The following is an 11793-nucleotide window of genomic DNA, read 5'->3' on the forward strand; positions in this document are numbered from 1 at the left end:
TTCCATTATAGTATTTTAAAATTTGCTATGATTTGATTTAACTTATTTGTAAACTAACTTTAATACTTTCTTACTTATATTAAACAAATTATGAATTTACTAAAGGGTTAGCGGGGTAGAATTAATAATTAAAAGCACATTTATCAAATAGGTTAACGAAATTAAAAAATTACATATAATACATGTAATTTGAATGTACCCTGTTTATATATTCTTATACATTTTGATATGATCGATATTCTCTTCAATAAAAATGTCACCTGTTGACATATAACCTAGTTTCTCGTAAAAACCTTGTGCCTGTACTTGTGCATTTAATACTAATTGTTGATATCCTTGTTCTTTCGCAAAACGTTCGATGGCGTGCATTAAAGTTTTACCATACCCATCTTTTCTATAATCTTTTAGAATAGCAACTCTTTCTACTTTAGCAGCGTCATTATATGGTCTAAACCTTGCACATGCAAATGGCATATGATTTGAATCATACCCAATAACATGTGTTGAACTTTCTTCAAATGAATCTAATTCATTTTCCAAAGGAACACCTTGTTCTTTTACAAATACTTCTTGTCTTATGTAAAAACAGTCTGATAACATGTCTTTATTTTTTACGATTTCAAACATTTCAAAGCCCCCTATAGATATAATTATTAAAAATTTTAAAAATTCAAATTAAAAAAATTATAAAGTTATTCTATCTGATTTATAAACAGAAAAAAACTCCTTTTTACAAACAATAAGTAAAAAGGAGTAGGAATATCGTTTTTATAATGCTTCTTGGCGAACAATGGCGCTATATTGCCAAAATATTCTCATTTGAGCAATATTCCAGTTATTCATGCCCATAGTGTAGCCTGAAGGTTTAAATATGTTAACATCAGTCACTTCTAATGCTGCAGCAATGAGATATTGAAGAGGTACGCTAATACTTTGCATTGTCTCGGTAATACCATTCTCATTGTAGACCCAGGAGAATGGTAAATCTGATTCAAAAACATCCACTTTATTGAAAATTTCAGGTAGGGCAAGAATATAACATGCGCCATTTACAATAGGGTTAATTGAATTCTCACCGTAGTAAACTAAAAGGGCTTCATAATTTTCGCGATGTTCGTGGTTTACGTAAAAGAACTCACTTCTGAATAAAGCCATGTCTTTGCTATGAATAATTTGTTGCTCTAAAACATTGAACATGCCGTTAATGTTAGCAGCTTTTTCATATGTTTTACGTGACATAGTATGTGATCCTCCCAATTAATATAATTGATTTGTTTGATTTTGGTTGTTATTAAATGAATCGGATTGATTTGTCTGATTATAATTGTTGGTTTGACTGTAATTATCGTTTTGCGTAGTACCCTGACTATTTTGGCCATAACCACCGTATGAATTTGAATTATCTGTTTCTGTTGACTGTGTTTCAGTTGTATTATCGTTACTTGCTGAATTATCAGTACTATCATCAGTAGAAGATGTATCTTTTTGATTATTTTTCAATAATGACTGATCAAGAGGTGTAAGTGGTATTAGTGTGCCGTAATGTTTAATTACACGTTGATCTAAGAAATCATCCTTATCTGTTATTTTAGATAGTCCTAAATCAGAACGCAATATATTTGAATATTTCATAATATTACTTACGCTCGGATTGTAATAGTAAATGTTTTGTAGGTAATCATCTTCACCTTTAAGTTGAGATGTTTTAAATTCAATATCATCAGATAAATACATAGATGCGAGTGATTTAATTTCAGAAGCGGTTAAATTGTGTTTGGCATTTTTCCCAACTATTTGTACTAAGTCATCTAATTTATCGTATGAATCTAAACTTTTAGCTTTTTGGAATAGCAGTTTAATTAAATCCATTTGTCTTTCGCCGCGTTTTAAGTCAGAGTCATGGTGTCTTGTTCTTGCAACAGCTAACGCTTCGTCACCGTTCAGTTTTTGGTATCCTTTTTTTATTTTAATTCTACCGCTGTCGTCTGTATTTGGTTCATTTAAGTCATAAGGGACGTCGTAATAAATCCCACCAAGTTCATCTACTGCTTCAACAAACGCATCCATATTCACACGTACATAGTAATCAACTGGAACATTTAGAGTAGCTTCGACAGAATCCATTGCAGCAACAGGTCCACCATAAGCATGTGCATGCGTTATTTTATCGTAATAACCAACTTTAGGAATGTAGCTAATCGTATCACGTGGGATACTCAGTAAGCGAATTTGACGTTTGTCAGGACTAAAGGTAGAAAGAATCATTGAATCTGTTCTAGAGTGTTCCGTTGTTTGGCCATTTTTTCGGCGACCTTCATTATCATCGATACCTAAGAATAAGAGTGATACGGCGTCTTTAGAAGGATTTACTATACCTTCTCGAATGCTCGACTGACGTTTTGAATCAGTCTTATCATAAGAGTCTTGCATTGCACTTTCAGAAGTTTTGTACAAATTGATGATAAAAATTACAGGAACAACGATTAATACTAATGTGAGTAGCATCATAAAATATTTTAAAAATCGGTTCATAGCATTTGCTCCTATACATATTATCTTTTATAAGTGATTTTATAATTCGAAAAATAAACACAACTATGTGGTTGTTTAAGCAAAATCATAAAAATCAAAGATAAAGTTTTTAGTTTTCGTAATTTGTTTATAGTCAAAGGTGTTAAAATGAATTGAATTAATATGTTCTATACTCTCATAGCCTTAAATTGTATTACTTTTTGGAGAAAATTACAACTTTAATTTTAATACAAGATTTACATAATTAAAATAAAATTAAAAAAAGAGATTTCGTTGCATTAATCTATACTTTATCATACTAAAGTATGATGAATTTAAAAATGATACGTGTATGATTAAAGAAAGATGAATTCAATGATGTTGTGTTATATAATATAAAATGTTGAATGAATAAAAAAATAATATAGATAGAATAGTTTTTGATTTAGACACGCTTCTATTTTAGATGTAAGAGGGACCTCATGAAAAATAACAAATTAAAAATTATAGCTTTTATTTTAGTATTAATCGTATTAGTGCTTCTCGTCATATTATTTGTCGTTAAAGTGACTAATTACAGTATTAAAGATAGTGCATATAATAATGTGAACGATAATAAGACATATATTGAACATAGAGATAAACACCACAAAAAGGCGCCTAAGTTAAAAACGGTTCAAGCGGATGATCATAGTATTAAACAAATTAATACATATTTAAAGAATGTTCATTTTAATGGATCGATCACAGTTTTAAAAGATGGGAAATTAATGCTTGATAAAGGCTACGGTTACCAAAATTTGGGTAGTAAGAAAAAAAACAACACAAATACGATGTATTTAATTGGCTCAGCACAAAAATTTACTACTGGCTTAATACTCAAGCATTTAGAATTATCAAACAAAATAAATATGAATGATTCTGTTACGAAATATCTACCTTGGTTCAAGACAAATAAAACCATTACCCTGAAAGATTTAATGTTACATAGAAGTGGTTTATATAAATTTAGTGCTAATCCAGATACTAAAAGTTTAGATGGAGCAGTACACGATATTCAAAGAAGAGGGATCAACAATAAGTATTATCATAAACATTTATATAATGATGCGAATTATTTAGTATTAGCACAGGTTATCGAATCAGTCACACATCAATCTTATGTAGAAAATTACTATAAATATCTAGCTGAACCTTATCACTTAGAACACAGTGCTTTCTTTAATGAAAAGCCTTTTAAAGAGAATATGGCTACGGGTTATAAAGTTAAAAATAATAAATTAAAAAAGATGAAACCCAATATTTTAGAGCAATACTACGGTGCTGGGAATTTATACATGTCTACGCATGATATGGCACGATTAGTTAATGACTTACAGCAAAACAATATTTTTAATCAAACGGTGACAACCTCATTGCTTCAAGAAATTGGAAGTACTAAATACCCAGAGTCATATAGATATGGCTTCTATGCGACACCACAAGTCAATCGAATTAATGGTGTATTCTTTGGTCAAATATATACTGTGTACTTTAATAAAGACTACATTATTGTATTGGCGACTAATAAAGTTGATAATGCTAAGCTATCCAATGAGTCGACGATTTCACATATTTACTATCAATTACTAGGTCAAAATATTTATGAAACGAAGTAAATAAAGTCGTGCATTTGAGGCAACGTTAATCTATAGGGCTATATAATATCGATATTAGCTGGATAGAGTGAGAGGACCTTTAAATTTAGTTTTATCAACTTTAGTTATCCTTATTGGAAAAGGGTCTAATAATAGGAAGGACATAAAAATATTCCAAAAATAAATTGGGAGTGGAGAAACGAAATCATATTGAAGTCGTTCTTTACTCCCATAGTTTTTATTTAAGTGTGTGTTTGAATATGGAAAGGTAGTTATCATTTAAACTTGATGTAACGATTGTACTGTTTGGATATGGAGAATCAAAATCGACAACTGTAGCACCTCTAGTCAGTGTACCTTGTAGTTCAATTTGTACATCAACCAGATGTGTTTCATAACTATCTGTGTCGAGTAGATAGAGTACAGTAAAGACGTCATATAATTTTAACCCTTGAGCAAAGTCCTTTTCTCTATAATGTTGAAAGAGTTGATAAAGCATTGCACTTGTTCGACTCATATGTTCGAATGACGCTAGATAGTCATGCGTTAATAAAGATTGTCGCGCTAAATCAAGGCCGATCATTGTAATAGGGAGACCACTATCAAACACAATATGAGCTGCTTCAGGATCGCTATAAATATTAAATTCAGCAAGCGGTGTTACATTACCTCGTCCAGCACTACCACCCATTAAGACAATTTCCTTAATAAAATCTTTAACTTCTGGAAATGTACTTATTAATAAAGCAATGTTCGTAAGTGGTCCTAGAGCAACGATTGTGATAGGGGTGTCTGTTTGTAAGAGAATATCTCTCATTGCAGTTATTGAATTAGTTGATGCTAATTGATTTATTGATATAGAAGGGAAGTCATAACCATCCATACCACTTTCTCCATGAACATGACTAGCATCAATAACCTTACTTATTAATGGTTTTGTAGCACCTCTATGAACTGGTACGTCACTGTTGAAGAAAGCTTTTAATTTTAGTACATTTGCAGTCGTTTTTTCGATACCAACATTTCCGTTAACAGTAGATATCATTTTAACATCAAAAGATGGATGTAATAGGGCGACACTTAATGCAGCTGCATCATCAATACCTGGGTCTGTATCTATAATTAATGGTAAACGCATTATTCAATTCATCTCCTATATAATGATTGGTTTAATATAAAGATAACTTATCTAAGATCGTAAATGAAAGTATAAAGAAAGAACCTGTTTGAAACGCTAAGGCGTTTCATAACAGGTTCTTTTAGTGAGATAAATATTAAATTATAAGTGGTGAGAATGTCCACCTTGCATAACCCAATACGTACCAACAACAGTCACTAACGTGATGATAATCGCAAAGATAACTTTGAACGATTGTACTTGACCATCTTTACCTTCAGTTAAGTGCATGAACATTAATAATTGAACTGCAGCTTGAATAAATGCAAAGCCAAAGATGATTGTTGTTTTAGCATGGAATGTCATGTTTGTGTATAGAGTTACGAAAACTGCTAATAACGTCAAGACGATTGAGGCTATAAAGCCAACTGTATGTTTTACGATTGTATTCATCCGCTATACACCATCCCTATCATATATACGGCAGTAAAGATGAAGATCCAAACAACATCTAAGAAGTGCCAGTATAAACTTACGATAAATAATTTTGGAGCATTGTATTTATTAAGACCACGTGTAGCTACCTGGATTAATAAACAAATGATCCAGCCAATACCTAATGACACGTGGGCACCATGTGTACCTAATAGGATGAAGAAACTAGACCAATAAGATCCAATTTGTGGTGTTACACCTTCAGAAACATAGTGAGCGAATTCGTAAATCTCGAATCCAACGAACACTAAACCTAAAAGTACTGTAAGAATCATCCAAAACATCATTAAGTTTTGTTTTTCTTTACGCATGTAATAAATTGAAATACCACATGTGTAAGAACTGATTAATAAGGCAAATGTCATAATTAATACAAGCGGTAACTCGAATAATTCAGTTGTCATTTTGCCTGCGTAATCGCCACCATGTTGCAACGTTAATAATGTTGCAAATAAGGTACCGAATAACGAGAATTCGGCTGTAAGGAAAATCCAGAAGCCAAGTTTATTTAATTGACCTTCGTGCGTACGTGAATCAACAGTATTTGTATCATGACTCATGACCTACAGCCTCCCTTTCTTTAATACGAGCTTCTCTTAAGCGAGCTTCATTTTCAGCAACTTCAGAAGCAGGGATATGATAACCATGATCTTGAACGAAACTTTGGTAAACTAATGAACCAAGAATACCTACTAAACAAATTATAGCAGGGACGATCGTTTCAAAGATTAAGAAGAAACCACCTAATAACATGAATATACCCATAAACACACCAGTATGTGTATTGTTTGGCATATGAATGTCTTTATAGTTATGGTTATCTAAATAATGACGACCATGTTCTTTCATATCAACAAATGTATCATAGTCATTCCAATCTGGAGTGATAGCAAAGTTGTATTTAGGTGGAATTGCAGAAGCAGTTGACCACTCTAAAGTACGTCCAAGACCATCCCAGTTATCTCCAGTAGCTTCACGTGGAGCTTTGATATGACTGTATACGATGCTTGCTACTAAGAATAGGAAACCAACAGCCATTAATAATGCACCAATAGTAGAGATTACGTTTAATAACCACCAACCATCAGAAGGCATGTAAGTGTATAAACGACGAGGCATTCCGTCTAATCCAAGAATGAATTGTGGTAAGAAACATACGTTAAATCCAATCATGAATAACCAGAAACACCATGCATTTAATTTTTCGTTTAATTTGTAACCCATCATCTTAGGATACCAGAAGATTAAACCAGCTAGGCAGGCAAATACTACACCAGTAACCAATGTATAGTGGAAGTGAGCTACTAAGAAATAAGTATTATGATATTGATAGTCAGCTGATGCCATCGCTAACATTACACCAGTAACCCCACCTAATAAGAAGTTAGGGATGAAGGCTAATGAGAATAGCATAGGTGACTCGAACGTAATACGTCCTTTATACAATGTTAATAACCAGTTGAAGAGTTTAACTCCGGTAGGTACACCGATTAACATTGTTGAAATTGAGAAGAATGAGTTGATTAATGCACCATTACCCATTGTGAAGAAATGGTGAACCCAAACTAAGAAACTTAAGAATGCGATACCAGCAGTTGCCCACACCATGCTTTGGTGACCGAATAAACGTTTACGAGCAAATGTTGGAATAATTTCAGAGTAAATACCAAATGCAGGCAAGATAACGATATAAACCTCAGGGTGCCCCCATACCCAGAAGAAGTTTGCCCATAACATTGGCATACCGCCATCAGCAACTGTAAAGAATGCAGTTCCAAAAATGCGGTCAGCTGTCATTAATGCAAGTACAATTGTGAATACTGGGAACGCAAGAATTACGATTAATGTCGTAATAAATGTAGTTACAGTAAACATTGGCATTTGCATGAATTTCATTGTTGGTGTTTTACATCTAAGTATTGTTACAAAGAAGTTAATACCAGTCATTAATGTACCAATACCTGAAATCTGTATAGCGATTAGGTAATAGTTAACACCTGGGCCTGGACTAAATTCACCAGCTAATGGTGCATAGTTTGTCCAACCAGCTGCTGGTGATCCACCAATAATGAATGAAAGGTTGAATAAAATCATACCAACAAAGAATAACCAGAAACTAATGTTATTCATAACTGGGAACGCCACATCACGAGCCCCAATTTGTAGTGGAACAACTACGTTCCATAAACCAAAAATGAATGGCATAGCCATAAAGATAATCATGATAACGCCGTGCGTACTGAAGATTTCGTTATAGTGGTTTGATTCCAAGAAAGTATTATCTGGAATTGTTAATTGTGTACGTAAAAGTAACGCATCAATACCACCACGGACGAACATAAGTACAGCACAAATTAAATACATTAAACCGATTTTTTTATGGTCTACGGATGTGAACCATTCTTTGTAAAGATATTTCCATAACTTGAAGTAAGTAATTACTGCAATTAAACCAATAACTAGGAATGGCGCACCGATTTGTGCCATTGTAATCATCCAGTTACCTTTAACGAGTAATTGATCCCATGGAAAATTCATTAATGTCCACCTCCATGATCATTGTCTGCTTTGCTACCAAATTTAGACGCATTTTCGTCTTTCGCGCTTTTACTGATTTTTTCCATTTCCTTAGCGTTATGATCCTCTTCTTTCTTGAATTCATTATCATAAGGATCATTGTTACCAAGAATCATAGGTTTCATACCATGACGCTTATAGTTAGCGTTAGTGATTTGAACCTTACGAGCTGGTTTCTGTGGTTTATCAGTAACATCTTTGTACAAGTCTTCTTCAGCTACAAAGTTAGGATCTTTTTGAACATAATTATAACGATTGTAAGCGTAGAAAATGTACTCTGGATCAGCTGCAGGGTCAACGAATGCCATATGCGTACCATTGAATGTCAATTCTTTATTAGGTGTACTTGGTAAGAGTTGTTTATCAAACTCATCTTGGCTAAGTGTTTGCTTGCTCTTAGCATCTTTAACCCAAGAATCGAATTCACTTTGGTCTACAGAGTGAACTTTAAACGTTTGGCGAGAGAAACCTTCACCATTGAAGTTAGAGTTACGTCCTCTGAAAGTACCTGTTTCATCGGCTTGTAAAGTCCAATTCATTGTCATGCCAGTCATGGCATATTTTTGACCACCTAATTGAGGAATCCAGAAACTTGTCATCGTATCCATAGCTTGCAATTTGAAGACTACTGGACGATTTTTAGGAATAGTTAATGTATTCACTGTTTCTACTTTTTGTTCTGGATAAGCAAAGAACCATTTGTATCCAGCACTTACTGCATATACAACCATTGGATCTTCCTTACTTTCTGGTGGTTTCTCATAATCGTATAAAGTTTTAACTGTTGGAATAGATAAAGCAATAACGATAATGATAGGTACCACAAACCAAATTGTTTCAATTAAAGAATTGTGGTGCATCTTACCAGTTTCGCTGTTTTTATTGTAGCTATACTTGAAAATAAAAATAGCGAACATGGTAAGTACAACAGCAACAATAACAAGCATGAAGATGATTGAATAAATAATCAGGAACTTCTGACTACTTGCTACTGGCCCTTTTGCATTAAATACTTCTACATTCGAACAACCACTAAGTAAAATTAGCGTGCCGAACATTAGAAGCAAAGACTTAAATTTTGACACTTTTTTGACCTCCTAATACTACAAATGTAGGGCTTATCATTAATTTTAGTTTATTACGCGATATTTACAAGTACTTATCCAAAAAAAATTATAAATATATATAGGAAACAACTAGCAACAATAGGAATGACGGGGAATGTAAGATTTGTTAAAATTATGTGTCTATTCTGTGAAAAATGACAAAATTAAGTGAAATACGCATGTAGTTGAGAAACGTTATCATTTTCAGTGTTTTCAAGGGTTTTAGACATAAAAAAAGATGAGACATTTCATCTCATCTCAAACTTGTCATCATTACTTAACTTCTATGTATCGCGTAGAAGTTTCTTTAGCTCCATCTGAATCAATGACGTTATATTTGACTTTATATTTACCTACTTTAGAAGTATCAACATGACCATCAACAGTGATTTTATGCGTTAAATCGCCATCTTCTTTATCATAGGCGCTAATTCCATTAAGTAGATTATAGTTTTGGCCTTTTTCAATTACAATATCATTCACGCCTCTAAGTTCAGGAGAGTGATTTGTAGTAGCTTCTGCACTTAAGTTGGGGGTAACTAGAGTTGCGGAGACGCCTAGCGCTGAAAGTGACTGGATTAGTTTATTCATTAAGTTAACCTCCGTTAAAATAAAGTCATTGAGTAATTTAATTAAACTATACAATATATTCTGACAATAAACATCATACTATAGTCTTAATATATCGTATTATTTTACGAATTTAAATAATAAGAAGAAAAATATATATTAAGATTATGTAAAATGAACGTTTTGTGAATTTAAGTACATTTGATTTAAAAAATCTCAATTTTGAAATAGAATGAATTAAGAAATGGTTTGAAATATTTAACTAAATGGGAGTGACTTTTCATGTTAAATGAAAAAGAAAAAGGCATAATTAAAGAAACAGTACCAGTATTACAAGACAAAGGCACTGAGATTACATCATATTTTTATAATAGAATGTTCAACCAACATCCAGAATTGAAAAATATGTTTAACCAAACGAACCAACAGAAAGGGTTCCAATCAACTGCATTAGCACAAAGTGTTTTAGCAGCAGCAGTGAATATTGATAATTTAGGTAATATCATGCCAGTTGTTAAAGAAATTGCGTATAAACATTGTGCTTTACAAGTTCCACCTGCAGGTTACGATATTGTCGGAGAAAATTTAATCGAAGCAATTAAAGCTGTTGTAGGTCTTGAAGATGATCATCCTATTATTCAAACTTGGAAAAAAGCTTACCAAGAAATTGCTAATGTGTTTATTCAAGTAGAAAAAGATATTTATGCTGAAATGCTTTGGGATGGTTTCAAACCTTTTGAAATCGAAAAAATTGAACAATTGTCTTCAGATATTAAAGCATTCACAGTTAAATCTACTGATTATGATTTAAGTCAATTCACACCGGGTGAATATATCACTGTTGACGTAAGTAGTGAAAAATTACCTTATCGCGCAAAACGTCATTACTCAATCGTATCAGGAGAAAAAGAACGTTTAACATTTGCTGTTAAACGTGATGTAACTACTAATCATGAAGGTGAAGTTTCAACTATCTTACATGATGAATTAAAAGAAGGAGACACAATTAACTTGTCTGCTCCAGTTGGTCCATTTGCAGTTGCAAATCCTGAAAAACCACAACTATTTATTGGTGCAGGTATCGGTGTTACACCTCTAGTTTCTATGTTTAATGAAGTAGTAGCTAAAGACAGTAAAGCTCAATTTGTTCAAGTTACTGGAGACATTAACGATACACCGTTTACTTCACATTTAGAAGCTATTAGCCAAAAATCAGACAAAGCAAATTATGAACTTTATGATAGAGAAAAAAATGGCTATTTAACTAAAGACTATCTTGAAAACTATTTAAGCGATGATACTGAAGTATATGTATGTGGCGGTGCTAAGTTCATTCAATCTGTAATTGAAGTATTAAAAGCATTAGATGTTGATCAAAGTCACATCCATTATGAAACATTCGTACCAAAATTAAGCGTTACAGTTTAATTAAGAATAATGGATTTTAAGATATGCTACATTACTGGATTAATGCAAGACGTATAATCATTTTATAGTGTAGTTTCTAATATATAAGGCACCTCTTTAATTTAGTGTTGAAATGATTACTAAATTATATGAGTATGCCTTAATTTTTTTAAAGAATTTCAATGTAAAATTACATATAAATACAAAGTTTTTTGCGAGATGCTTGCGTTGATTATTATTGAACACAAGTGCAACTGCACTTGCGTAAGTAGTTCTAAGATAGATGACGAAGTGTAGTTGTGTAGACTCCTAGGGGAACTTTAATTTTAATGAACCTATGAGCAATGGCTCTTAGGTAAGTAGTTCTAAAATG

General features: G+C 32.6%; 11 protein-coding genes. 2 read left to right on the forward strand and 9 right to left on the reverse strand.

The window, feature by feature from the left end:
* Positions 1-204: 204 nt before the first annotated feature.
* The 3 genes from KA858_RS06020 to KA858_RS06030 form a co-directional block, all read right to left on the reverse strand.
* A complete protein-coding gene (locus KA858_RS06020; protein WP_210135240.1) occupies positions 205-627 on the reverse strand; it encodes a GNAT family N-acetyltransferase in 423 nt (140 codons plus the stop codon).
* A gap of 141 nt (positions 628-768) precedes the next feature.
* Positions 769-1239 (reverse strand): DUF2538 family protein, encoded by a 471-nt coding sequence (locus tag KA858_RS06025; RefSeq protein WP_053029119.1) that lies wholly within the window; start codon positions 1237-1239, stop codon positions 769-771.
* A gap of 18 nt (positions 1240-1257) precedes the next feature.
* A complete protein-coding gene (locus tag KA858_RS06030; RefSeq protein ID WP_210135241.1) occupies positions 1258-2532 on the reverse strand; it encodes an LCP family protein in 1275 nt (424 codons plus the stop codon).
* Positions 2533-2993: 461 nt separating this feature from the next.
* On the opposite strand from KA858_RS06030, the gene KA858_RS06035 reads away from it, so the two are divergent.
* Positions 2994-4169, forward strand: coding sequence for a serine hydrolase domain-containing protein (locus KA858_RS06035; RefSeq protein ID WP_107629805.1), 1176 nt, complete (start codon positions 2994-2996; stop codon positions 4167-4169).
* 217 nt (positions 4170-4386) lie between these two features.
* Here the strand turns inward: KA858_RS06035 and rihC are convergent, their stop codons facing one another.
* The 6 genes from rihC to KA858_RS06065 form a co-directional block, all read right to left on the reverse strand.
* A complete protein-coding gene (gene rihC, locus KA858_RS06040; protein WP_210135242.1) occupies positions 4387-5286 on the reverse strand; it encodes a ribonucleoside hydrolase RihC in 900 nt (299 codons plus the stop codon).
* A gap of 141 nt (positions 5287-5427) precedes the next feature.
* Positions 5428-5718 (reverse strand): cytochrome aa3 quinol oxidase subunit IV, encoded by a 291-nt coding sequence (qoxD, locus tag KA858_RS06045; RefSeq protein ID WP_053029123.1) that lies wholly within the window; start codon positions 5716-5718, stop codon positions 5428-5430.
* Positions 5715-6320 carry a cytochrome aa3 quinol oxidase subunit III gene (qoxC, locus tag KA858_RS06050; RefSeq protein ID WP_011276175.1) on the reverse strand — a complete coding sequence of 202 codons (606 nt, stop codon included), beginning with the start codon at positions 6318-6320 and terminating at the stop codon, positions 5715-5717. The genes qoxD and qoxC overlap by 4 nt, the downstream gene beginning before the upstream one ends.
* The gene (gene qoxB, locus KA858_RS06055) at positions 6310-8298 is read right to left on the reverse strand and encodes a cytochrome aa3 quinol oxidase subunit I (RefSeq protein ID WP_053029124.1); all 1989 of its coding nucleotides are present in this window, start codon (positions 8296-8298) and stop codon (positions 6310-6312) included. Before qoxB ends, qoxC begins: the two co-directional genes overlap by 11 nt.
* Positions 8298-9422 (reverse strand): cytochrome aa3 quinol oxidase subunit II, encoded by a 1125-nt coding sequence (gene qoxA / locus KA858_RS06060; RefSeq protein ID WP_210135243.1) that lies wholly within the window; start codon positions 9420-9422, stop codon positions 8298-8300. The genes qoxB and qoxA overlap by 1 nt, the downstream gene beginning before the upstream one ends.
* Before the next feature lie 294 nt (positions 9423-9716).
* Positions 9717-10034, reverse strand: a complete 318-nt coding sequence (locus tag KA858_RS06065; RefSeq protein WP_053029126.1) for a DUF5011 domain-containing protein — start codon at positions 10032-10034, stop codon at positions 9717-9719.
* Between the two features lie 261 nt (positions 10035-10295).
* Here KA858_RS06065 and KA858_RS06070 point away from each other — a divergent pair, with 261 nt between their 5' ends.
* Positions 10296-11441 (forward strand): globin domain-containing protein, encoded by a 1146-nt coding sequence (locus KA858_RS06070; RefSeq protein WP_210135244.1) that lies wholly within the window; start codon positions 10296-10298, stop codon positions 11439-11441.
* The last annotated feature ends 352 nt before the right edge of the window (positions 11442-11793 follow it).

The sequence above is a fragment of the Staphylococcus sp. GDX8P80P genome, from assembly GCF_017893095.1.
Lineage (GTDB): Bacteria > Bacillota > Bacilli > Staphylococcales > Staphylococcaceae > Staphylococcus > Staphylococcus borealis.

Coding starts and splice junctions, on each gene's coding strand:
- KA858_RS06020 (WP_210135240.1), bottom strand. CDS start 627: ATGTTTGAAATCGTAAAAAATAAAGACATGTTATCAGACTGTTTTTAC.
- KA858_RS06025 (WP_053029119.1), bottom strand. CDS start 1,239: ATGTCACGTAAAACATATGAAAAAGCTGCTAACATTAACGGCATGTTC.
- KA858_RS06030 (WP_210135241.1), bottom strand. CDS start 2,532: ATGAACCGATTTTTAAAATATTTTATGATGCTACTCACATTAGTATTA.
- KA858_RS06035 (WP_107629805.1), top strand. CDS start 2,994: ATGAAAAATAACAAATTAAAAATTATAGCTTTTATTTTAGTATTAATC.
- rihC (WP_210135242.1), bottom strand. CDS start 5,286: ATGCGTTTACCATTAATTATAGATACAGACCCAGGTATTGATGATGCA.
- qoxD (WP_053029123.1), bottom strand. CDS start 5,718: ATGAATACAATCGTAAAACATACAGTTGGCTTTATAGCCTCAATCGTC.
- qoxC (WP_011276175.1), bottom strand. CDS start 6,320: ATGAGTCATGATACAAATACTGTTGATTCACGTACGCACGAAGGTCAA.
- qoxB (WP_053029124.1), bottom strand. CDS start 8,298: ATGAATTTTCCATGGGATCAATTACTCGTTAAAGGTAACTGGATGATT.
- KA858_RS06065 (WP_053029126.1), bottom strand. CDS start 10,034: ATGAATAAACTAATCCAGTCACTTTCAGCGCTAGGCGTCTCCGCAACT.
- KA858_RS06070 (WP_210135244.1), top strand. CDS start 10,296: ATGTTAAATGAAAAAGAAAAAGGCATAATTAAAGAAACAGTACCAGTA.